Source organism: Neobacillus sp. BP17 (assembly GCF_059579525.1).
On sequence record NZ_CM184198.1, the window covers coordinates 97501 to 120837 of the forward strand.

Genomic DNA, 23337 nt, shown 5'->3' on the forward strand with positions numbered 1-23337 from the left:
TATTCGTTTGGCTCGTAACTTTGAGGCATATAAATTTCCAACACTTTTTTCACACGAAGAAGCAAAGATGATTATTGAAAAAATGGAGGAAATATTAAAACAGTCAGACATTCAAAAGTTTGGCCAAATGGAATTGTTGAAAATTAATGAACTTCAGCCCCTGCAGAAAAGAGTTTTGGTAGAAAAACATTTAATCAGTCCAAACCTAGCAGAGGATTCACCACATGGTGCTGTTTTATTAACCGAAAATGAAGAAGTTAGTATTATGATTAATGAAGAGGATCATATTCGTATTCAATGTTTGTTTCCTGGGTTGCAATTATCTGAAGCCTTAGATGCAGCTAATGAAATTGACGATTGGCTTGAAAGTAATATTCAATATGCATTTGATGAGAAGCATGGTTATTTAACCAGTTGTCCTACAAATGTGGGTACCGGTCTTCGTGCTTCGGTTATGATGCATCTGCCAGGATTAATCTTAACACAGCAAATTAATCGAATTATTCCCGCAATCAATCAATTAGGTCTAGTTGTTAGAGGAATTTATGGTGAAGGCAGCGAAGCTTTAGGTAATATATTTCAAATTTCTAATCAGATTACCCTTGGAAAATCGGAAGAGGACATTTGCCGGGATCTCAAGGGAGTTGTCAGCCAGTTAATTTCACAAGAAAGGTCAGCACGTGAAGCATTACGGAAAACTTCAAACATACAATTAGAAGACAGGGTGTTCCGTTCAATGGGTGTGTTATCTAATAGCCGAATTATTGAATCAAAAGAAGCAGCAAGATGCTTATCCGATGTTCGGCTTGGAATAGATATGGGTTATATTGAAAATATGCCTAAGACGATATTAAATGAATTAATGATCCTGACCCAGCCAGGTTTCCTGCAGCAATATGCTGGCGGTTCATTAAGACCACATGAAAGAGATATCCGTCGGGCAGCATTAATTAGGGAACGAATAAAAATGGAGCAAGAAAAATAGGTGAGGAGGAAGAGAATATGATGTTCGGCCGTTTTACTGAAAGAGCGCAGAAAGTTCTAGCATTAGCACAAGAGGAAGCGATTCGTCTTGGACATAACAATATTGGAACAGAGCACATTTTATTAGGATTAACTCGTGAAGGAGAAGGGATTGCAGCAAAAGCTCTTTATGGGCTAGGCTTAGGTTCTGAAAAAATCCAAAAAGAAGTAGAAAACTTAATTGGCAAAGGACAGGAAGCTTCTCAAACGATTCACTATACTCCACGGGCTAAAAAGGTCATCGAACTATCGATGGATGAGGCACGCAAGTTAGGACATTCCTATGTAGGCACTGAACATATTCTCCTTGGCTTAATCCGTGAAGGGGAAGGGGTCGCCGCACGAGTCCTTAATAATCTTGGTGTAAGCTTAAATAAGGCAAGACAGCAAGTCCTTCAACTTTTAGGAAGCAATGAGTCAGGCGGGCATCAAGGCGGTGCATCTGCCAGTGCGAACACCCCAACACTTGACAGCCTTGCACGGGATCTAACTTCGATCGCACGTGAGGGCAGTCTTGACCCGGTAATTGGACGCGGCAAAGAAATTCAACGTGTCATTGAAGTATTAAGCCGTCGGACAAAAAACAACCCTGTATTAATTGGGGAGCCGGGTGTCGGTAAAACTGCGATTGCAGAAGGTCTTGCCCAGCAAATTGTAAATAACGAAGTGCCTGAAATCCTTCGTGATAAACGGGTGATGACTCTCGATATGGGAACAGTGGTAGCTGGGACGAAATATCGAGGAGAATTTGAAGATCGTTTAAAAAAGGTTATGGATGAAATTCGCCAAGCTGGGAATATTATTCTTTTCATTGATGAGCTGCATACCTTAATTGGTGCTGGAGGTGCGGAAGGGGCGATTGATGCATCTAATATCTTAAAGCCATCTCTTGCGCGCGGTGAACTCCAATGTATTGGAGCAACAACTCTTGATGAGTATCGTAAATATATCGAAAAAGATGCTGCATTAGAACGACGTTTCCAGCCAATTCGTGTAGATGAACCAACACTTGAAGAATCAATTCAGATTTTAGAAGGGCTCCGCGACCGTTATGAGGCACATCACCGTGTTTCAATTACAGATGAAGCAATTCAAGCGGCTGTGAAACTTTCGGACCGTTATATCTCAGACCGCTTCCTGCCGGATAAAGCGATTGACTTAATCGATGAAGCGGGTTCTAAGGTAAGGCTTCGTTCCTTTACCACTCCACCTAATTTAAAAGAATTAGAAGTGAAATTGGAAGAAGTGCGTAAGGAAAAAGATTCTGCTGTTCAGAGTCAAGAGTTTGAAAAGGCTGCATCCTTAAGAGATACAGAACAGCGTTTACGTGAACAACTTGAAGAGACAAAGAAGAATTGGAAAGAAAAACAAGGGAAAGAAAATAATGAAGTAACCGTTGAAGATATTGCAAGTGTTGTTTCCAGTTGGACCGGGGTTCCTGTTTCCAAGCTGGCGGAAACAGAAATGGCGAAGCTTCTTAATTTAGAAGAAGTTCTTCATTCTCGCGTAATTGGCCAGGAGGAAGCGGTAAAAGCTGTATCGAAGGCAGTCCGTCGTGCTCGTGCTGGATTAAAAGATCCAAAACGACCAATCGGTTCTTTTGTCTTCCTTGGACCAACAGGTGTTGGGAAAACCGAATTAGCCCGTGCTCTTGCTGAAGCGATGTTTGGTGATGAGGATGCGATGATACGGATTGATATGTCCGAGTATATGGAAAAACACTCGACTTCTCGTCTAGTTGGTTCACCGCCAGGATATGTAGGTTATGAGGAAGGCGGCCAATTAACAGAAAAGGTTCGCAGAAAGCCATATTCTGTTGTGCTATTAGATGAAATTGAAAAAGCACATCCTGACGTATTTAATATCCTGCTGCAAGTCCTTGAGGACGGTCGATTGACTGATTCTAAAGGCAGAACAGTTGACTTCCGGAATACAGTCCTTATTATGACATCCAATGTTGGTGCTGAAGCACTAAAACGGAATAAATATGTCGGATTTAATATCCAGGATGGTGAACAAGACTATAAAGATATGAAAGGGAAAGTGATGGGAGAATTAAAGAAAGCATTCCGTCCTGAATTCCTTAACCGTATCGATGAAATTATTGTTTTCCATGCGTTAGAGCGGAAGCATCTTGAAGAAATTGTGACTTTATTATCAGAGCAGTTAATTAAGCGTTTAAAAGAGCAGCATATTTCTTTAGAATTAACAGCTGCGGCAAAAGAGAAAATTTCTCAGGAAGGCTATGATCCTGAATATGGAGCACGACCATTACGCCGTGCGATTCAAAAGCATATTGAAGACAGACTTTCGGAAGAACTATTAAAGGGAACATTATTAACCGGACAGCATGCGATTATTGATGTTGATAATGGAGAATTTATTGTTCGTATGGCTGAGAAAACGAGTTTAGTAAAATAGGACTATGTCGTAATATCTATGAAGAGGTACACGTAAATAAAGTTAAATCGTGTACCTCTTTTTCTATCGATTTTTTCAAATGAAAAAATAAAAAAGGTATGGTAACCTGTAAATAGTTAGCAAAATTTGGCTCCTGCACCCAGCGTATTTCGCTATCTGGTGCGTGCGCCTTTTGTTCTTTTTAGTTAAGAAAGGGTAGACGATAATGGCAAAACGAAAGACGAAGTTTATGTGTCAGGCGTGCGGATATGAATCGCCCAAGTGGATGGGAAAATGTCCTGGCTGCGGTGAATGGAATAAGATGGTGGAGGAAGTTGAAGTAACAGGTTCCGCGAGAAGAGGTGCATTTGCCCATTCCCAGGGCGGATCAGGACTGTTATCCAAACCCATGCCGATCAATTCAATTGAAATGGAAAATGAACCACGGATTCTAACGGATTTAAACGAATTAAACCGTGTCCTTGGCGGTGGCGTGGTAAAGGGATCTTTAGTGCTGATAGGCGGAGACCCTGGAATTGGGAAGTCAACGCTGCTCTTGCAGGTTTCATCACAACTTGCGAATAAAGGAAATCAGGTTTTATACATATCTGGTGAGGAATCGTTACGACAAACTAAACTTCGGGCGGAACGATTAGGTATATCTTCTGAAAATCTCCTCGTTTATTCTGAAACGAATCTTGAAGAAATCAACCGGACCATCGATAGTACCAATCCTAGCTTTGTCATCATCGATTCAATCCAAACGGTCTTTCACCCCGATGTAACAAGCGCACCAGGAAGTGTCTCACAAGTACGTGAGTGTACCTCGGAATTAATGAGAATTGGGAAAACGAAAGGAATTGCGATCTTTATTGTTGGACATGTAACAAAAGAAGGGTCCATTGCAGGTCCAAGGCTGTTAGAGCATATGGTGGATACGGTTCTCTATTTTGAAGGAGAAAGACACCATACCTATCGGATTCTGCGTGCAGTCAAAAACCGCTTTGGTTCAACGAATGAAATGGGTATTTTTGAAATGAAGGAATTGGGCCTCGAAGAAGTAGCCAATCCTTCTGAGATCTTCTTAGAAGAGCGTTCACGGGGCGCAGCTGGATCGACGGTAGTTGCATCGATGGAAGGGACAAGACCAGTCCTTGTCGAAATCCAGGCTTTAATTTCCCCTACCAGTTTTGGGAATCCCAGAAGAATGGCCACTGGAATTGACCATAACCGTGTGCCGCTTTTGATGGCAGTATTAGAAAAGCGAGTGGGGATGCTTCTCCAGAATCAAGATGCCTATTTAAAAGTTGCCGGCGGTGTAAAGTTGGATGAGCCAGCCATTGATTTGGCTGTTGCTGTCAGTATTGCTTCGAGCTTTAGAGATAAGCCGACAAGGCCGACGGACTGCATTATCGGTGAAGTTGGTTTGACTGGGGAAGTAAGAAGGGTATCGAGAATTGAGCAGCGTGTCCAGGAAGCGGCCAAGCTTGGTTTTGAGCGAGTGATTCTGCCTGCTAATAATCTTGGCGGTTGGAAGGGACCGAGGGGAATCGAACTTATTGGGGTAACGAATGTAAGTGAAGCTTTGAAAGCAGCTTTGGGAGGGTAGCAGATGGAGAATAAAAAGCTAGGTGAACATTCCGTAAGTGAGATATTACAATTCCTTGCTCCTGGGACGCCCATTCGTGAGGGGATTGACAATGTCCTTCGAGCCAATACAGGGGGCCTTATTGTCATTGGTTTTAACGAAAAAGTAAAAAGTATCGTTGATGGCGGCTTTGAAATTAATTGTCCTTTTTCGCCAAGCTTTTTATATGAATTGGCCAAAATGGATGGGGCGATTATCCTTAATGAATTAGGAAATAAAATTCTGTTTGCCAATGCCCAGCTGGCCCCTGACTCTGATATCCCCTCTACAGAAACAGGAATGCGGCACCGGACAGCTGAGAGAACGGCGAAACAAACAAAAGCCTTAGTCATTGCTATCTCCCAAAGGAGAAATGTAATTACTCTGTATCAAGGGAACTTCCGCTATGCCTTAAAAGATATTGCAGTGATTTTAACAAAGGCCAATCAAGCTATTCAGACACTTGAAAAGTATAAGACGGTTCTGGAACAAAGTATTACCAATTTGAGTATTTTAGAGTTTGAAGAGTCTGTCACCTATAATGACTTTTTACTGGTTCTGCATCGGTTTGAAATGGTCTTAAAGATTAAAAACGAACTACTAACCTATTTACATGAATTAGGGACTGAGGGGCGTCTCATTCGTTTACAACTGAATGAAATCTTAACTGACTTGGAAGAGGAAACAATGCTCATAATCAAAGACTATGCCTTTGATAGAGATATCAAGGCAAGAGATGTTTTAGCCCGAATGCAGTCAATGACTTCAAATGGAACAATAGAAGATATGGTGTTATTAAAATTAATGGGCTATCTGGGCTATGTGCATCTCGAGGAAAATAAAAATCCGCGCGGCTACCGGATTCTTAATAAAATTCCAAGACTCCCATCAATCATTATTGAAAACTTAATTAGCCATTTTGGCGAGCTTGCAAAAATTATTTCAGCATCTGTGGAAGATCTCGATGATGTGGAAGGAATTGGGGAAGTCCGGGCTAAAAAAATTAAAGAGGGTTTTAAATTAATAAAAGAACGGTTATATACCGATCGTCACCTTTAAAAACAATGGAAAAGTAAAAAAAATCCAATTGTTTGACATGGGAATTTTCCAATGCTACCCTATGGAGAAATCATCTATTAATAATTCACGGGAACTACTCTTTAACAAGAATCTTTAAGTGAAAAATAATCAGTAAATTAAGGTTTCATTTTTATGAATATGTTTATAATGAGTAGAGGAGGTGAAGGAATGTTAAAACGTATTGTGCAGGCTTGCTTCCTCATTATGGGTGGTACGCTTGGTATTTTGTTATTGCCGGAATTGTTCAATCTACTTCATATTAATGACATTCCCTTAATTAACAACTCGTATATCACTGCTGTTTTAGGTGCTATTATTTTTTATCTTATTACCTTTTGGGCAGTAGATTATGTTTTTAACTTTGTTAAATGGACTGAAGATTCATTAGTCAAAATCCCTGTAACCGATGTCCTTTTTGGTAGTGTGGGTCTCATATTTGGGTTGTTGGTGGCCTTTTTAATTGGCTTTGCCTTAAATGCGGTACAGGTGCCAATTCTAAATGCTGTCGTCCCAATCATACTGACCATTTTATTTGGCTATCTTGGCTTTCAGGTAGGTTTTAAGAAAAGGGACGAACTACTAGGTCTATTTGGAAATCGGAGTAATAAGAAAAAATCCAGTGAAGACGAGAATGAAAAAGAAGCGAATCAATCTTTAAAAATACTAGATACTAGTGTGATTATTGATGGACGTATAGCTGATATTTGTCAGACGGGATTTTTAGAAGGAACGATTGTCATTCCACAGTTTGTCCTCGAGGAATTACAGCATATTGCTGATTCATCCGATGTATTAAAACGAAATCGCGGCCGCAGAGGTCTAGATATTTTAAATCGAATTCAAAAGGAACTTGCCATTAAAGTCGAAATCTATGAAGGTGATTTCGAGGAAATTAGTGAAGTGGATTCAAAACTTGTGAAACTGGCAAAAATCACAAATGGCATCTTAGTCACAAATGATTTCAATCTGAATAAGGTTTGCGAATTACAGAATGTTTCAGTGTTAAACATCAATGATTTAGCAAATGCCGTCAAACCTGTTGTTCTTCCAGGAGAAGAATTAACGGTACAGGTGATTAAGGATGGCAAGGAATATCATCAGGGCGTTGCTTACTTGGATGACGGGACCATGATCGTTGTCGAAGAAGGAAGAGAATATATTGGAAAACGAATTGAGGTTCTCGTCACAAGTGTTCTCCAAACATCGGCTGGAAGAATGATATTTGCTAAACCAAAGCTATTAGAAAAAGCATTATAGAGTGGGGTTTTCATATGACTTACCAAGTCATTCTCCCGGCAGCAGGCCAGGGAAAAAGAATGGGAGCAGGGAAAAATAAGCTTCTATTAGAGCTTAATCATGTACCTGTATTAATCCATACATTAAAAGTGTTTGAACAGGATAATGCCTGCAGCAAAATTATTGTAGCGATTCATCCACAAGATGAAGGGGAATTTAAAGCCTTATTTACCAAGTATAATATTGCCAAAGCAATCCATTTAGTGCATGGGGGTAAGGAACGACAGGATAGCATTTTTAATGCGCTGAAAACAGTGGAAACAGACGGGGTTATTCTTGTTCATGATGCGGCACGTCCTTTTGTCAGTAATGAACATATCTACCGTTTGACAAAAGTGGCTATGGATACAGGTGCGGCCATTTTGGGAGTACCGGCAAAGGACACCATCAAAAAGGTACAAGATGGTTTGGTGGTGGAAACTGTCGAACGTTCAAGCTTGTGGGCGGTCCAAACCCCACAAGCTTTTCGCATTTCTCTTCTGAAGAAGGCCTATGAGAAAGCAGAAAGGGATTCTTTCCTAGGAACAGATGACGCCAGTCTAGTGGAGAGGATCGGCCATCCTATTGCGATGGTTGAAGGCGACTACGATAATATCAAATTAACAACACCAGAAGATATTTATTTTGCGGAAGCGATACTAGAAAAGCGGAAGCGCCTTGACTAGGCGTTGCAGCTAGACAATAGGAAAAAAAGGAGTTTTTCATAATGTTTCGAATTGGTCAAGGGTTTGATGTTCATCAACTAACGGAAGGGCGACCGTTGATTATCGGTGGAATCAACATACCATATGAAAAAGGGCTGCTAGGTCATTCAGATGCAGATGTTTTATTACATACGGTTTCTGATGCTTGCCTTGGTGCAATTGGAGAAGGGGATATTGGCAAACATTTTCCTGATACCGATCCCAATTTTAAAGATGCAGACTCTGCAAAGTTAATGGAGCATGTGTGGGAATTGGTGAAAAATAAGGGGTACGAGCTGGTAAACGCGGATTGTACAATCATAGCTCAGAAGCCGAAAATGTCACCCTATATTGAGCAAATGCGTGTGAGAATTGCCGGATTACTAGAGGCGGAACCTGAGCAAATCAATGTGAAGGCAACCACCACAGAGAAATTGGGCTTCACAGGCAGAGGGGAAGGAATCGCCTCTCAAGCGGTTGTTTTATTAAGAAAGGTTCATGAATAGTCTTTCTTGAAATCATAGACAATGATAAAATAATCAGTTGAAACATATAAATTCTTGGGAAAGCTGTCTAGCTTCAGCGCCTAGGCACTTACGCTTTTCTAAATGGAGGCATTGAGATGTCAAATGAAGTTCGTGTAAGATATGCTCCAAGTCCAACAGGGCATTTACATATTGGAAACGCTCGTACGGCATTATTTAATTACTTATTCGCACGTAATCAGGGCGGGAAATTTATCATTCGTATTGAAGATACCGATAAAAAGCGGAATATTGCCGGCGGAGAAGAAAGCCAGTTGAAATACTTAAAATGGCTTGGCATGGATTGGGATGAGGGGGTTGACGTCGGCGGCGAATACGGACCATATCGTCAATCCGAGCGAAATGATATATATAAAATTTACTATAACCAATTATTAGCGGAAGGTCATGCTTATAAGTGTTACTGTACCGAAGCTGAAATTGAGGCAGAGCGTGAAGCCCAGGCTGAAAGGGGAGAAACGCCGCATTATTCGGGTAAATGCCGTCATTTAACCGATGAACAACGCCGTGAATTAGAAAGCGAAGGCCGTCAGCCAAGCATTCGGATTATCGTACCTGAAGGGAAAACCTATACCTTTGATGATATGGTAAAGGGGAGCGTGTCCTTTGAATCTGAAGGGATGGGCGACTGGGTCATCATTAAAAAGGATGGCACCCCAACCTATAATTTTGCGGTTACAATTGATGATTATTTAATGAAAATCTCTCACGTGCTCCGTGGCGATGATCATATTTCTAACACACCTAAACAACTCATGGTCTATGAAGCATTAGGCTGGGAGCCGCCGATTTTCGGCCATATGACATTGATTGTCAATGAAAGCCGTAAAAAGTTAAGTAAGCGCGATGAATCAATCATTCAGTTTATCGAACAATATGAAGAGTTAGGGTATCTCCCAGAAGCGTTATTTAACTTTATTACGCTCCTCGGCTGGTCGCCTTCAGGTGAAGAAGAAATTTACTCTAAGAATGAGTTTATTGAGATATTTGATGCGAATCGCTTATCTAAATCCCCTGCCTTATTTGATAAGCAGAAACTGCTATGGATGAATAACCAATACATGAAGAAGATTGAGATTGATCGTGTAGTTGAACTGGCTTTACCTCACTTAGTGAAAGCAGGCCGTTTAAGTGAAAGTCAAACGGATGAGCAGTATCAATGGGTCCAAGGGTTAATCGAACTTCTGCAGGAAAAAATGAGCTTTGGTGCTGAAATCGTGGAATTATCCGAGATGTTCTTTAAAGAGGAAGTGGACTACGAAGAAGAGGCGAAGGAGATTCTAGCAGGTGAGACGGTTCCGGAAGTGTTAAAGGCATTTTCACATGAACTGGATCAGTTAGAGCACTTCCGGGCTGACGGGATAAAGGCTGCAATGAAGGCAGTTCAAAAGTCGACTGGCCAAAAGGGGAAAAACCTATTTATGCCAATTCGTGCTGCAGTAACTGGCCAAACACACGGGCCAGACCTGCCACAGGCCATTGAACTTTTAGGAAAAAATAAGGTTCAAACAAGAATTAATAAAATTATTAGTTAACATCGACAATAAAATGTAATATAGTAGAGTAAACAATTATATAGTTCTGAAAGTGTAGAAGAGGATAAGTAAAAAAAGGATGCTTCAAAGAGAAAACCATCACCGGCTGAAAGTGGTTTAGGCCTCTCGTTTTTTGAAATGCACCTCTGAGCCCTGTTTCGAAAAGAGTCAACTCTAAGTAGAGATGGGCGGAACCGATCCGTTAACAGGTAGAGTGAGACCAAGTTTTGAGCTATTGTTACCATCCTAGCTTTCCGGTCTAATCAGAGTGGAACCGCGCGTTAAGCGCCTCTGTCGTCATGACAGAGGCGTTTTTTATTTACTTTTTTATTTACCAAACAATAGGGGGAAAATGGTAATGTTTAAGAAGTTGAGGGAGGATGTAGAGGTTATTTTCGAGCAAGATCCTGCGGCAAGGAGCCATTTGGAAGTCATCTTAACCTATTCAGGCTTGCATGCCATTTGGTCACACCGTCTTGCACATGCACTTTTTAATCGGAAATTATTTTTTCTAGCCAGGGTTATTTCGCAGGTAAGCCGATTTTTTACCGGTATTGAGATTCATCCTGGGGCAAAAATAGGCAGAAGATTTTTTATTGACCATGGTATGGGCGTGGTTATTGGGGAAACCTGTGAAATTGGGGATAATGTAACTATATATCAAGGGGTAACACTTGGTGGAACAGGGAAAGAAAAAGGGAAACGGCATCCAACCATTAAGGATAATGTTCTAATTTCTACAGGGGCTAAGGTACTCGGATCAATCACAGTTGGAGAAAATTCCAAAATTGGCGGCGGCTCGGTTGTATTGAAAGAGGTTCCTCCTAACTCAACGGTGGTGGGAATTCCAGGCAGGGTAGTCATGCAAGATGGAAGAAAAATTACAAAAGACTTAAACCATTGTGATTTGCCAGACCCTGTTGCCGACCGCTTAAGAGAAATGCAAAACGACTTGGATAAGTTAATGTATGAACTCGAAGAATTAAAAGGAGAAAGGATAGAAGTCAATGGCCATTCAACTTTATAATACACTTACACGTAAAAAGGAAACTTTCGTACCGCTCGAAGAGGGCAAGGTCAAAATGTATGTTTGCGGTCCGACTGTCTATAATTATATTCATATTGGTAATGCTCGTCCGGCCATCGTTTTTGATACAGTTCGACGCTATTTAGAATACCGCGGATACGATGTTAAATATGTTTCTAATTTTACTGATGTTGATGATAAATTAATCCGAGCTGCCAATCAATTAGGAGAAGACGTACCAGCTATTGCTGACCGTTTTATCAATGCCTATTTTGAAGATGTGTCTGCACTAGGCTGCCAAAAAGCGGATGTTCATCCACGGGTAATGGAGAACATGGACATTATTATTGAATTTATTAGTGAATTAATTGATAAAGGTTTTGCTTATGAATCGGCTGGAGATGTGTATTTTCGGACAAGAAAATTCGATGGCTATGGTAAACTGTCGCATCAATCGATTGATGATCTCCAGGTAGGCGCAAGAATTGAAGTTGGCGATAGGAAACAAGATGACTTAGATTTTGCCCTTTGGAAAGCTGCGAAGGAAGGGGAAATCTTCTGGGAGAGCCCATGGGGACTTGGACGTCCAGGCTGGCATATTGAGTGCTCGGCAATGGCGAAAAAGTATCTGGGTGAAACGATTGATATTCATGCGGGTGGACAGGATTTAACTTTCCCGCACCATGAAAATGAAATTGCCCAGTCAGAAGCACTATCAGGAAAACTATTTTCCCGCTACTGGATGCACAACGGCTATATCAATATTGACAATGAAAAAATGTCGAAGTCGCTAGGAAACTTTGTATTAGTTCACGACATTATCAAGAAACACAATCCACAAGTGTTACGCTTTTTCATGTTATCGGTTCATTATCGCAATCCGATCAATTACAGTGAGGAATTACTGGAAAGTACAAAAGCTGCATTTGAGCGCTTGATCACCTCCTATCAAAATTTAAAGCATCGTAAAGAAGCAAGCACAGATTTAACCGATAATAATCAGGAATGGCTTGATAAAATTGCAAGCTCCCAGGAACAGTTTATTGAGGCGATGGATGATGATTTTAACACAGCGAAGGCCATTTCTGTCTTATTTGACCTCTCAAAACTGGCGAATTATTATCTGTTAGAAAAAAATACAGCTGTAGCGGTAATCGATGCTTTTACCAAACAGTTTGAAGACTTATTCCATGTCTTAGGGCTGACGATTGAAAAAGAAGAAATGCTGGATGAAGAAATTGATGCACTAATTGAAAAGCGAATCCAGGCTCGAAAGGACCGCAATTTCCAATTGTCTGACCAAATCCGAGATCAGCTGAAGGAAATGAATATTATTTTAGAAGATACCCCGCAAGGTACAAGGTGGAAAAGAGGTTAATTCATGCTTGAATATGAAAATACCGTCGATGCCAAACAATTGAATAGTCTAGCTCTTGCCTATATGGGTGACGCCATTTATGAAACGTATGTAAGGCGCCACCTCCTCTATAGCGGGAAGGTAAGACCCAATCATTTACACCGGACGGGAACAACTTACGTTTCAGCAAAAGCACAGTGCAAAATACTTTTTCAAATGATGGATGATCATCTTCTCGACGAGGAAGAGTTAGCGGTGATTATGCGCGGTCGAAATGCGAAGTCAGGCTCTGTTCCTAAAAATACAGATGTCCAGACCTACCATTACAGTACAGCATTCGAAGCGTTGATGGGTTATTTATATTTATCGGGTAAAATAGAGCGGATGGAAGAATTGATTAATCTGGCATTTAAATATGTGGATGAAAGAAAGGAGGAACGCTAGGATGGAACAAGAATATATTGTTGGCAAAAATCCAGTTATTGAAGCGCTGAAATCAGAAAGGGATATTAATAAGATCTTAATTGCTGAAGGATCACAGCGCGGCCAAATGCAGCAAATTACGCAGTTAGCAAAGGAAGCACATGTAATTGTTCAATTTGTGCCAAAGAAAAAAATTGATCAAATATCCGGTGAAAATCATCAAGGAGTTCTAGCCTATGTCGCCGCTTACCAATATGCGGAAATCGATGATTTGTTTGCAGCTGCTGAGAAGAAAAATGAACCACCTTTCTTTTTATTGCTTGATGAGATTGAAGATCCTCATAATCTCGGTTCAATCATGAGAACGGCGGATTCTGTGGGGGCACATGGCATCATTATTCCGAAACGGCGGGCTGTGGGCTTAACCGCGACAGTGGCTAAAGCCTCAACAGGTGCCATTGAGTATATTCCAGTCGCGCGTGTGACAAATATGTCGAGAACAATCGATGAATTAAAGGAACGGGGCATTTGGATTGCTGGAACAGATGCCAAAGGAAAAGATGACTACCGCAGGTTAGATGGGACCCTGCCGCTTGGCTTAGTCATTGGCAGTGAAGGAAAAGGAATGGGTAGACTAATCCGCGATAAGTGTGATTTTCTTATTCACCTGCCAATGGTCGGAAAAGTTACTTCGTTAAATGCTTCTGTTGCGGCATCTTTACTCATGTATGAGGTATATCGAAAACGACACCCGCTTGAGGGGTAACATATGGATATCCTGCTTGTCGACGGATATAACATTATTGGGGCCTGGCCGGAACTTAGGACATTAAAAGATCGAGATCTGCCAGCAGCAAGAGATCGTCTTGTAGAAAGAATGGCGGAGTATCAAGCCTATTCCGGATATCGTGTGATTGTTGTCTTTGATGCCTACTATGTGCAAGGAACAGAGAAAAAATATAAAAACCATCAAGTAGAAGTCATCTTTACGAAAGAAAATGAAACAGCAGATGAGCGGATAGAAAAATTGGCCATAAGCCTTAGTAATCGGAGAACGCAAATACATGTCGCCACCTCCGATTATACAGAGCAATGGGCGATCTTTGGACAAGGAGCATTAAGAAAATCCGCTCGGGAGCTGCTCATTGAAATGTCCTCCATTGAAAGGGGCATCGAACAGAAAGTGAAAAAGATTCAAGAAAAAAAACCTGTCTCGAAAATCAATATGAGTGATGAAATGGCAGAAATTTTCGAAAAGTGGCGCAGGGGTCAAAAGTGAGCGTGGACACTAGAAAAATTGTCATGTATACTATTACTAACTATGCTTGTTCGGTGGAGGGGATCTACTTTGAGTACGGACTTCGGAACAAAGGTCAACCAGCAGTTTCTCGTAATGGAAGATGAAGAAATTGTTTATTTGGTACACCACGGTGACAGTGAAGCATTGGATTATTTAATCCACAAGTATCGTAATTTTGTGCGTGCAAAAGCAAGGTCCTATTTTTTAATTGGTGCTGATAAAGAAGATATTGTCCAAGAAGGGATGATTGGACTGTACAAAGCCATTCGTGACTTCAGAGAGGACAAGCTGACATCCTTTAAGGCATTTGCCGAGCTATGCATTACTCGTCAAATTATAACAGCCATTAAAACCGCAACACGGCAAAAGCATATTCCGTTAAATTCTTATGTTTCTTTGGACAAGCCGATTTATGATGAAGAGTCCGATCGAACATTAATGGATGTTTTGTCAGGGGCAAAGGTACTTGACCCTGAAGAGCTAATCATTAATCAAGAAGAATTTGACCATATTGAATTTAAAATGACTGAATTATTAAGTGACTTAGAAAGAAAGGTATTGGCCCTCTACTTAGATGGTCAATCCTATCAAGAAATTTCAGAAGAACTCAATCGTCATGTGAAATCCATTGATAATGCTCTGCAGCGAGTGAAAAGAAAATTGGAACGATATCTCGAACTTCGCGAGTTTTCGCTGTAATAACCTACCTTAATGGCATAAATTTGAACCGTTTTCAAGGGATATTGACAATAATTAGGGTACATGGTACATTTTTAAGGATATAATAGAAAATTGGGTAAAGGTGTCGAAAATGAGTAAAAAAGTTATCCTTGCATGTGCTGTCTGCGGTTCTCGAAACTATTCGACAATCAGCAAGCAGACACAAACAGAGCGATTAGAATTAAAAAAATTCTGCAAAACGTGCACCACCCATACCATTCATAGAGAAACAAAATAGTCATCCTATATTCTTATAGTTATTTTATTTTGGGGGTTACTTAACATGCAGCGCATAACAAAGTTCTTCAGTGATATATTCCGTGAGATGAGGAAAGTTAGCTGGCCGAAACGAGGAGAACTAACACGCTCGACGATTACTGTATTAACGACTGTTGTCTTTTTTGCAGCGTTCTTTGCAGTTCTTGATTTAGGAATTTCAAAATTGATTCGTTTAATTCTTGAATAATAAATCATCTTTCATGGTATAATGGTGAATAATAAAGGAATTTTTATCTAAAAGCCCGTATAACGGGTTTTTTATTTGTTTAAAAAATAGTCTATGACTAATAAATAGGGAGGGACGGACGTTCTAGTCCTCTTAAATGGAAAAAAATTGGTATGTGTTACATACTTACTCGGGTTATGAAAATAAAGTAAAAGCAAATTTAGAAAAACGGGTCGAATCAATGGGGATGCAAGATAAGATATTTCGAGTAGTTGTCCCTGAAGAAGAAGAAACCGAACTAAAAAACGGCAAGAAAAAAGTAGTAAAGCGCAAAGTGTTCCCTGGTTATGTACTAGTGGAAATTGTGATGACAGATGATTCATGGTATGTGGTGCGTAATACACCTGGAGTAACAGGTTTTGTTGGCTCATCAGGATCAGGTTCTAAACCGACTCCATTACTTCCAGAAGAAGTTGTCGTTATATTAAAACGAATGGGTGTTACCGAAACTCGTGTCGATGCTGATTATGAAATTGGCGAAACGGTTCGCGTCAAAGAAGGTCCATTTGCTAACTTTACAGGATCAGTAGAAGAGATGGATAAAGACAAGGCGAAACTGAAAGTTCTTGTTAATATGTTCGGCCGTGATACCCCTGTAGAACTTGATTTTACTCAGATTGAAAAACTTTAATATAAAAAAACTTGAAATCATTTTGAAAAAGTGGTAATATTTCATAGGTCAGTATGTCTCTATATGAGACAAGACTTATGTCGAGTTCTTTATGATCAATAGATAAAGACAGATGCCTGAGTGGGAGGGTTCCTAAAAAACCCTATTACCACATCACGGACTTTAAGGAGGTGTGTCTCGTGGCTAAAAAAGTAATTAAAGTCGTTAAATTACAAATTCCTGCTGGGAAAGCAAACCCTGCGCCACCAGTTGGTCCTGCACTAGGTCAAGCCGGTGTTAACATCATGGGATTCTGTAAAGAATTTAACGCTCGTACAGCAGATCAAGCTGGTTTGATCATCCCTGTTGAAATTACGGTATTTGAAGACCGTTCATTTACATTTATTACGAAAACTCCTCCTGCTGCCGTTCTTTTGAAAGTAGCAGCTGGAATTCAGTCAGGTTCTGGTGAACCTAACCGTAATAAAGTAGCAACAGTTAAGCGTAATACAGTACGCGAGATTGCGGAACAGAAAATGCCTGACCTAAACGCAGCTAGCGTTGAAGCAGCAATGCGTATGGTTGAAGGTACTGCTCGCAGCATGGGTATCGTCATCGAAGACTAATCCATGTAACTGATTGTTTTTTGTAAAATGAAGGGGTTGCGACGTTATAAACACTCGCAACCTTTTTCGTGGGCTAGCTGCGGTGCCTGTTCAAGGCGCCTCCGCTTTTGCCGTGGGAGAATTATTCGCTAAAACCACAATTCTAGGAGGAAATTAAAATGGCTAAAAAAGGTAAGAAGTATTTAGAAGCTTCAAAGCTTGTAGATCGCCTAAAAGCATATCCAATTGCTGAAGCAATTGATCTTACAAAACAAACAAACTTCGCTAAATTTGATGCAACTGTTGAAGCAGCATTCCGTTTAGGCGTTGACCCTAAGAAAGCTGACCAACAAATCCGTGGTGCAGTAGTGCTTCCAAACGGAACTGGTAAAACGCAACGCGTTCTAGTTTTCGCTAAAGGGGAAAAAGTTAAAGAAGCAGAAGCAGCTGGCGCTGATTATGTGGGCGATGCTGAATACATCAACAAAATCCAACAAGGTTGGTTTGAATTTGATGTAATCGTAGCAACTCCTGACATGATGGGTGAAGTTGGTAAATTAGGTCGTGTATTAGGACCTAAAGGCTTAATGCCAAACCCTAAAACTGGTACAGTTACATTTGATGTAACTCGTGCAATCAATGAAATTAAAGCAGGTAAAGTTGAATACCGCGTTGACAAGTCTGGTAACATCCACGTGCCAATCGGTAAAGCTTCTTTCGAAAACGAAAAGCTTGTTGAAAACTTTAACACTGTATTTGAAACTTTGCTAAAAGTGAAGCCTTCTGCTGCAAAAGGTACTTACATGAAGAACGTAACTGTTGCTTCTACAATGGGACCTGGCGTTAAAGTTGATCCTTCATCAGTAGCTGTTAAATAAATTTTACCAATTGACAATATAAAATAGATTTTATATAATCTATTTTGTTGTTTAAAATAATAACATTTGTACTGTAGACAGCAGGTGTGCCAAGTGCACTTAATTTCCTGCCGAGGTAATGCGATATAAATAACTGAGAGATCGGTTGTTATCCTGCCTCCATGTCACCGTTCGATATGGAGGCGTTTATTTGCCTGGTATAAATGTAGAAATTCTACAGGAGGTGTAAAGATGAGCAGTGCAATCGAATTAAAGCAACAAATCGTTAGCGAAATTTCTGATAAATTAAAGAGCAGCGTATCAACCGTTGTTGTTGATTACCGTGGTCTTTCTGTTTCAGAAGTAACTGAACTTCGTAAACAACTTCGTGAAGCAGGTGTGGAATTCAAAGTTTACAAAAACTCTATGACACGCCGTGCGGCTGAAGCAGCTGGTCTTGCTGATTTAAACGCTGCATTAACAGGTCCAAACGCAATTGCGTTCAGTACTGAAGATGTAGTAGCACCAGCTAAAATCTTGAACGACTTTGCGAAAAAGCATGAAGCACTTGAACTTAAAGCAGGTGTAATTGAAGGGAACGTTGCAACAGCTGAAGAAATTAAAGCTCTTGCTGACCTACCATCTCGCGAAGGTTTACTATCTATGTTACTCAGCGTACTACAAGCTCCAATCCGCAACCTTGCTCTTGTTACAAAAGCAGTTGCAGAACAAAAAGAAGAACAAGGCGCGTAAGTTAGCAGTCTAGCTAAGCTAGACACTCTAAAGCGTTAAACTAATAAATTCGAACGAAAACTAAGGAGGAAATTAATCATGACTAAAGAACAAATCATTGAAGCAGTTAAAACTATGACTGTTTTAGAACTTAACGATCTAGTAAAAGCAATCGAAGAAGAATTCGGCGTAACTGCTGCTGCTCCAGTAGCAATGGCTGGCGGCGCTGGTGCTGCTGCTGTTGAAGAAAAAACTGAATTTGATGTAATCCTAGCTGGCGCTGGCGATCAAAAAATCAAAGTTATCAAAGTTGTACGTGAAATCACTGGTCTTGGTCTTAAAGAAGCAAAAGACCTTGTTGACAACACTCCAAAGCCAGTTAAAGAAGGCGTTTCTAAAGATGAAGCTGAAGCAATCAAAGCTAAGCTTGATGAAGTTGGAGCAAACGTTGAAGTTAAGTAATAATCTCAAAAACGAGCTCGCTGTATAAGCGGGCTTTTTTTGGCTTAATAGAATTTAGATTTTTAGTTTCTTTTCCTCGTCTATCTTCAATTATTAATCTTCCTCGGAGGTGAGTCAGTTGTCTGAACACTACTATTCTCGAACACAAAAGGTCGAAAGTGACCCGAAATTTTGGGACTACACTTTAAAAAATAACTCTTTTCGTTTTAAAACGGACAACGGTGTGTTTTCAAAAAGAGAAGTAGATTTCGGCTCACGTTTATTAATTGAGTCTTTTGAAATGCCAAATGCAGACGGATTCCTCCTGGATGTTGGCTGCGGCTATGGGCCAATAGGTCTGTCGCTTGCAAAATATTATCATGAACGTATGATTCATATGGTTGATGTTAATGAGCGGGCAATTGAATTGGCAAAGGAAAATGCAGAATTAAATCGGATCCAGAATGTTAAAATCTATGAGAGTGACCGGTTGTTGAATGTGAAGGAAAACACATTTGCAGCAATTTTAACAAATCCGCCGATTAGAGCAGGAAAGAAAACAGTTCATGACATTTTTGAACAAAGCTTTGATCATCTCGTGTCACAGGGGGAGCTCTGGGTTGTCATTCAAAAGAAACAAGGTGCACCATCCGCGATTGAAAAATTAAATAATTTATTTAACCACGTCGAAACTATTGACAAATCCAAAGGTTATTTTGTCATAAGGGCACAAAAAAGTTGACTTGAAAATGTCACTATGATAGCATTATAAAATGCCATCATAATAATTTCCGAATTATTCCTATAAATACTTGATTATCTTGTATAAAAAAGGGATATTAAGGAAATGATGACAAAATAATAGTCTAAATGTGAAAATGTGGTTTTTAACTAAAAACCCTTTTTCTTTTTGTTTACTGGAAGAGAAGTCATTTTCTATTCCATAAACGTTAATAGATTTTAATAATAACGCTTGATTTGAGGGGTGAATCAGTTGACAGGTCAACTAGTTCAGTATGGACGACACCGCCAACGAAGAAGTTACGCACGAATCAGTGAAGTTTTAGAATTACCAAATCTTATTGAAATCCAAACCTCTTCTTATCAATGGTTTCTTGATGAGGGTTTGCGTGAAATGTTCCAGGATATTTCACCAATCGAGGACTTTACTGGTAACCTATCACTAGAATTTATTGATTACAGTCTTGGCGATCCAAAGTATTCAGTAGAGGAATCAAAAGAACGGGACGTTACATATTCTGCTCCATTGCGTGTAAAAGTACGTCTTGTGAACAAAGAAACAGGTGAAGTAAAAGATCAAGATGTATTTATGGGTGACTTTCCACTTATGACTGAAACTGGTACGTTTGTCATTAATGGGGCAGAACGTGTTATTGTTTCACAATTAGTGCGCTCTCCGAGTGTTTACTATAGTGGGAAGTTCGATAAAAATGGAAAGCGGGGCTTTTCTGCTACTGTCATTCCGAACCGCGGCGCTTGGCTTGAATATGAAACAGATGCTAAAGATGTCGTTTATGTGAGAATAGATCGTACTCGGAAACTGCCCGTTACGGTTCTTTTGCGTGCACTTGGTTTCGGCTCTGATCAAGAAATCATTGAATTGATTGGGGATAACGAATACATCCGCAATACACTTGAGAAAGACAATACGGAAGGTGTCGAAAAGGCCCTTTTAGAAATTTATGAGCGTCTTCGTCCAGGTGAACCACCTACCGTTGAAAATGCAAAGAGCTTATTAGTGTCACGTTTCTTTGACCCTAAGCGCTATGACCTTGCTAATGTAGGCCGTTATAAAATTAATAAAAAACTTCATATCAAAAATCGTTTATTCAACCAACGCTTAGCAGAGTCCCTAGCGGATCCTGAAACTGGTGAAATTATTGCCGAGAAAGGATTAGTTCTAGATAGAAGAAATCTGGATAGAATTCTCCCTGCTCTTGAAAAGAATATTAATTTCAAAGGCTTTAATCCATATGGCGGTGTTGTAGAGGACGAGATTACACTTCAGGACATTAAGATTTATGCTCCTGGTGATGATAATGAAAAGGTAATTAATGTCTTAGGTAATGCCTATGTGGAAGAACCAATTAAAAATATTACACCAGCTGATATCATTGCATCGATTAGCTACTTCTTTAATCTATTGCACGGTGTCGGTGACACGGATGATATCGATCACTTAGGTAACAGACGTCTTCGTTCTGTGGGAGAATTGCTTCAGAATCAATTCCGGATTGGGTTATCCCGTATGGAGCGTGTGGTTCGTGAAAGAATGTCCATTCAAGACACAGCGACAATTACTCCACAGCAATTGATTAACATTCGTCCAGTCATTGCGTCTATTAAAGAATTCTTTGGCAGCTCGCAATTATCACAGTTCATGGACCAAACCAACCCGCTTGCTGAATTAACGCATAAGCGTCGTCTCTCTGCATTAGGACCTGGTGGTTTAACACGTGAACGTGCTGGAATGGAAGTTCGTGACGTTCACTACTCCCACTATGGCCGGATGTGTCCGATTGAAACACCAGAGGGTCCAAACATTGGTTTGATTAACTCGCTTTCTTCATATGCGAAAGTTAACCGATTTGGATTTATCGAAACACCATACCGCAGGGTTGACCCTGATACTGGTAAGGTAACTGCTCGGATCGATTACTTAACAGCTGACGAAGAAGATAACTATGTAGTAGCCCAAGCGAACTCTCGCTTAGATGAAGACGGATCTTTCTTGGATGAGGAAGTTGTTGCTCGTTTCCGTGGTGAAAATACGGTTGTTAAACGTGAACGTATTGACTATATGGATGTATCGCCAAAGCAAGTCGTGTCTGCGGCAACAGCATGTATTCCGTTCCTTGAAAATGATGACTCCAACCGTGCCCTAATGGGTGCGAACATGCAGCGTCAAGCCGTACCGCTCATGCAGCCAGAAGCCCCTCGTGTTGGAACAGGTATGGAATATGTATCTGGTAAAGACTCGGGTGCAGCGGTGATCTGTAAGCACGAAGGTATTGTTGAACACGTGGAAGCACGTGAGGTATGGGTGCGTCGTATTAATGTGGTTGACGGTCAAGAGGTAAAAGGAAATCTTGATAAATACCGCATGTTAAAATTCATCCGTTCTAACCAAGGAACATGTTATAACCAACGTCCGATCGTTGCAGTGGGTAACCGTGTAACTAAAGGTGAAATTCTTGCTGATGGTCCATCCATGGAATTAGGAGAATTAGCCCTAGGCCGTAACGTCCTTGTTGCCTTTATGACATGGGATGGTTATAACTATGAAGATGCGATTATTATGAATCAACGTCTTGTAAAAGACGATGTATACACTTCGATTCATATTGAAGAATATGAGTCAGAATCCCGTGATACTAAACTAGGGCCTGAAGAAATTACACGTGATATTCCGAACGTCGGGGAAGATGCACTTCGTAATTTGGATGAGCGCGGTATCATTCGTACTGGTGCTGAAGTGAAAGATGGTGACTTGTTAGTTGGTAAAGTAACACCAAAAGGAGTTACAGAATTAACAGCAGAAGAACGTCTTTTACATGCAATTTTCGGTGAAAAAGCTCGTGAAGTTCGTGATACTTCTCTACGTGTGCCACATGGCGGCGGCGGGATTGTCCTTGATGTTAAAGTCTTTAATCGTGAAGATGGTGATGAACTGCCACCAGGCGTGAATCAACTTGTCCGTGTCTACATCGTTCAGAAACGTAAGATTTCTGAAGGTGATAAAATGGCGGGACGTCACGGTAACAAAGGGGTTATCTCAAGAATTTTACCGGAAGAAGATATGCCGTTTTTACCAGACGGAACACCAGTGGATATCATGTTAAATCCACTAGGGGTACCATCACGGATGAACATTGGACAGGTGCTTGAACTCCATCTTGGAATGGCAGCCCGTTACCTAGGTATTCATGTTGCATCTCCAGTATTTGACGGAGCGCGTGAAGAAGATGTTTGGGGAACAATTGAAGAAGCAGGTATGGCTCGTGATGCGAAAACGGTCCTTTATGATGGCCGTTCTGGGGAACCATTTGATAACCGTGTCTCTGTAGGTGTCATGTATATGATTAAACTTGCACACATGGTTGATGATAAACTCCACGCCCGTTCAACTGGACCATACTCATTAGTTACGCAGCAGCCATTGGGCGGTAAGGCTCAATTTGGTGGTCAGCGCTTTGGTGAGATGGAGGTTTGGGCACTTGAAGCATACGGTGCAGCATACACACTTCAAGAGATCCTTACGGTTAAATCCGATGACGTGGTTGGTCGTGTAAAAACGTACGAAGCGATTGTCAAAGGTGAAAATGTTCCGGAACCAGGTGTTCCAGAATCATTCAAAGTATTAATTAAAGAACTTCAGAGTCTAGGAATGGATGTAAAAATTCTTTCAGGTGACGAAGAAGAAATTGAAATGCGCGATACGGAAGATGACGAAGACTTACAACAAGTCGATACGTTAAACATTGTTCCTGAACAAGCATTTGAATCAGAAAAAGTCGGTTCAAAAGAGTAACTATATATGAGTAGGAGCG

At 40.6% G+C, this 23337-nt stretch carries 23 protein-coding genes and 2 other annotated features (1 of these 25 only partly in view); all 23 genes read left to right on the top strand.

What is annotated here, in order from left to right; all coding sequences use genetic code 11:
* A protein-coding gene (gene mcsB, locus AC4QJR_RS00515; RefSeq protein WP_496524969.1) for a protein-arginine kinase McsB crosses the window boundary here: on the top strand, positions 1-985 show its 3' portion. 86 nt of this gene lie to the left of the window's left edge; the window shows 985 of its 1071 coding nt (coding positions 87-1071); its start codon lies off the left edge, out of view; it ends in the stop codon at positions 983-985.
* A 17-nt stretch (positions 986-1002) separates the two neighbouring features.
* On the top strand, positions 1003-3444 hold the full coding sequence (gene clpC / locus AC4QJR_RS00520; protein WP_098573741.1) for an ATP-dependent protease ATP-binding subunit ClpC: 2442 nt from the start codon (positions 1003-1005) through the stop codon (positions 3442-3444).
* A gap of 205 nt (positions 3445-3649) precedes the next feature.
* A complete protein-coding gene (gene radA / locus AC4QJR_RS00525; RefSeq protein WP_098573739.1) occupies positions 3650-5032 on the top strand; it encodes a DNA repair protein RadA in 1383 nt (460 codons plus the stop codon).
* 3 nt (positions 5033-5035) lie between these two features.
* Positions 5036-6109, top strand: coding sequence for a DNA integrity scanning diadenylate cyclase DisA (disA, locus tag AC4QJR_RS00530; RefSeq protein WP_098573737.1), 1074 nt, complete (start codon positions 5036-5038; stop codon positions 6107-6109).
* Between the two features lie 189 nt (positions 6110-6298).
* Complete coding sequence (locus AC4QJR_RS00535; protein WP_375377187.1) at positions 6299-7387, top strand: PIN/TRAM domain-containing protein; 1089 nt, start codon at positions 6299-6301, stop codon at positions 7385-7387.
* Positions 7388-7401: 14 nt separating this feature from the next.
* Positions 7402-8091 (top strand): 2-C-methyl-D-erythritol 4-phosphate cytidylyltransferase, encoded by a 690-nt coding sequence (gene ispD / locus AC4QJR_RS00540; RefSeq protein WP_496524970.1) that lies wholly within the window; start codon positions 7402-7404, stop codon positions 8089-8091.
* A 41-nt stretch (positions 8092-8132) separates the two neighbouring features.
* Positions 8133-8615: a 2-C-methyl-D-erythritol 2,4-cyclodiphosphate synthase gene (gene ispF / locus AC4QJR_RS00545; RefSeq protein ID WP_496524971.1), complete on the top strand. Its 483-nt coding sequence runs from the start codon at positions 8133-8135 to the stop codon at positions 8613-8615.
* A gap of 116 nt (positions 8616-8731) precedes the next feature.
* Positions 8732-10189: a glutamate--tRNA ligase gene (gltX, locus tag AC4QJR_RS00550; RefSeq protein WP_496524972.1), complete on the top strand. Its 1458-nt coding sequence runs from the start codon at positions 8732-8734 to the stop codon at positions 10187-10189.
* A gap of 46 nt (positions 10190-10235) precedes the next feature.
* Positions 10236-10485: a binding site (T-box leader), on the top strand.
* Positions 10486-10547: 62 nt separating this feature from the next.
* Positions 10548-11216 carry a serine O-acetyltransferase gene (cysE, locus tag AC4QJR_RS00555; RefSeq protein ID WP_098573725.1) on the top strand — a complete coding sequence of 223 codons (669 nt, stop codon included), beginning with the start codon at positions 10548-10550 and terminating at the stop codon, positions 11214-11216.
* Positions 11197-12594, top strand: coding sequence for a cysteine--tRNA ligase (gene cysS, locus AC4QJR_RS00560; protein WP_496524973.1), 1398 nt, complete (start codon positions 11197-11199; stop codon positions 12592-12594). Before cysE ends, cysS begins: the two co-directional genes overlap by 20 nt.
* A gap of 3 nt (positions 12595-12597) precedes the next feature.
* A complete protein-coding gene (locus AC4QJR_RS00565) occupies positions 12598-13017 on the top strand; it encodes a Mini-ribonuclease 3 (protein WP_026565503.1) in 420 nt (139 codons plus the stop codon).
* A gap of 1 nt (position 13018) precedes the next feature.
* Entirely contained in the window at positions 13019-13762 is a 744-nt protein-coding gene (rlmB, locus tag AC4QJR_RS00570; RefSeq protein ID WP_098573719.1) for a 23S rRNA (guanosine(2251)-2'-O)-methyltransferase RlmB, read from the top strand.
* A 3-nt stretch (positions 13763-13765) separates the two neighbouring features.
* Positions 13766-14275: an NYN domain-containing protein gene (locus AC4QJR_RS00575; protein WP_098573716.1), complete on the top strand. Its 510-nt coding sequence runs from the start codon at positions 13766-13768 to the stop codon at positions 14273-14275.
* Between the two features lie 69 nt (positions 14276-14344).
* The gene (gene sigH, locus AC4QJR_RS00580; protein ID WP_098573714.1) at positions 14345-14995 is read left to right on the top strand and encodes an RNA polymerase sporulation sigma factor SigH; all 651 of its coding nucleotides are present in this window, start codon (positions 14345-14347) and stop codon (positions 14993-14995) included.
* Positions 14996-15107: 112 nt separating this feature from the next.
* Positions 15108-15254, top strand: a complete 147-nt coding sequence (gene rpmG, locus AC4QJR_RS00585) for a 50S ribosomal protein L33 (protein WP_098573712.1) — start codon at positions 15108-15110, stop codon at positions 15252-15254.
* A 45-nt stretch (positions 15255-15299) separates the two neighbouring features.
* Entirely contained in the window at positions 15300-15482 is a 183-nt protein-coding gene (gene secE / locus AC4QJR_RS00590) for a preprotein translocase subunit SecE (protein ID WP_098573710.1), read from the top strand.
* A 136-nt stretch (positions 15483-15618) separates the two neighbouring features.
* Positions 15619-16152, top strand: coding sequence for a transcription termination/antitermination protein NusG (gene nusG / locus AC4QJR_RS00595; protein ID WP_026565508.1), 534 nt, complete (start codon positions 15619-15621; stop codon positions 16150-16152).
* 179 nt (positions 16153-16331) lie between these two features.
* Entirely contained in the window at positions 16332-16757 is a 426-nt protein-coding gene (gene rplK / locus AC4QJR_RS00600) for a 50S ribosomal protein L11 (protein ID WP_026565509.1), read from the top strand.
* A 158-nt stretch (positions 16758-16915) separates the two neighbouring features.
* A complete protein-coding gene (gene rplA, locus AC4QJR_RS00605) occupies positions 16916-17614 on the top strand; it encodes a 50S ribosomal protein L1 (RefSeq protein WP_098573708.1) in 699 nt (232 codons plus the stop codon).
* A 53-nt stretch (positions 17615-17667) separates the two neighbouring features.
* Positions 17668-17812: a sequence feature (ribosomal protein L10 leader region), on the top strand.
* Between the two features lie 33 nt (positions 17813-17845).
* Entirely contained in the window at positions 17846-18346 is a 501-nt protein-coding gene (gene rplJ / locus AC4QJR_RS00610; protein WP_098573705.1) for a 50S ribosomal protein L10, read from the top strand.
* A gap of 78 nt (positions 18347-18424) precedes the next feature.
* Positions 18425-18787, top strand: coding sequence for a 50S ribosomal protein L7/L12 (gene rplL / locus AC4QJR_RS00615; protein WP_098573702.1), 363 nt, complete (start codon positions 18425-18427; stop codon positions 18785-18787).
* Positions 18788-18905: 118 nt separating this feature from the next.
* Positions 18906-19508 carry a class I SAM-dependent methyltransferase gene (locus AC4QJR_RS00620; RefSeq protein WP_098573701.1) on the top strand — a complete coding sequence of 201 codons (603 nt, stop codon included), beginning with the start codon at positions 18906-18908 and terminating at the stop codon, positions 19506-19508.
* A gap of 252 nt (positions 19509-19760) precedes the next feature.
* Positions 19761-23318, top strand: a complete 3558-nt coding sequence (gene rpoB, locus AC4QJR_RS00625; protein WP_496524974.1) for a DNA-directed RNA polymerase subunit beta — start codon at positions 19761-19763, stop codon at positions 23316-23318.
* Positions 23319-23337: the final 19 nt, after the last annotated feature.